Annotated in this window: 1 pseudogene; it reads right to left on the reverse strand. The window is 49.7% G+C overall.

From position 1 onward, the window contains the following. A pseudogene (locus BBROOKSOX_RS11895) lies at window positions 1-870 on the reverse strand (hypothetical protein); the annotation flags it as partial.

The raw sequence follows: 870 nt of genomic DNA on the forward strand, positions 1-870 counted from the left end.
TTGAATAAATCTTGGTATAGCCATTACCATAGGGTGCGCCTGTGCCTCCAAAATCCGAACCACCCCACGCCGTGATTGACCCATCGGCTTTAACGGCGGCAAAGGCATTACTAGTTGAATAAATTTTGGTATAGCCATTATCAGAGGGTGCGCCTGTGCCTCCCCAATACGAAGCACCCCACGCCGTGATTGACCCATCGGCTTTAACGGCGGCAAAGGCATACCTAGTTGAATAAATCTTGGTATAGCCATTATCAGAGGGTGCGCCTGTGCCTTCATCACCCGATGTGCCTCCCCAATCCGAAGCACCCCACGCCGTGATTGACCCATCGGCTTTAAGGGCGGCAAAGGCATACCCATTTGAATAAATCTTGGTATAGCCCTTACCAGAGGGTGCACCTGTGCCTTCATCACCCGATGTGCCCCACGCCGTGATTGAGCCATCGGCTTCAAGGACGGCAAAGGTATGCCTATTTGAATAAATCTTGGTATAGCCATTACCAGCGGGTGCACCTGTGCCTCCATAATTCGAAATACCCCACACCGTGATTGATCCATCGGCTTTAAGGGCGGCAAAGGCAGCCCCATTTGAATAAATCTTGGTGTAGCCATTATCAGAGGGTGCACCTGTGCCACCTGCCCAACTCGCGCCCCACGCCGTGATTGACCCATTGGCTTTAAGGGCGGCAAAGGCAAGAGTGTTAGAATAATTTAGTGCATTATGCAACCCACCAAAATCATTATAGGCACTAGAGGCATTCGTCTCAGCAAAACGCCACTTTTCTACTGTTTTATCTACTGTTTTTTGCCAGTAATCTGCCAATAAAGCCGCTCGAGCAGGTAAAAATTGCTTGGTTAATGCTGGAGATA

Source organism: bacterium endosymbiont of Bathymodiolus sp. 5 South, from assembly GCF_900128535.1.
GTDB lineage: Bacteria > Pseudomonadota > Gammaproteobacteria > PS1 > Pseudothioglobaceae > Thiodubiliella.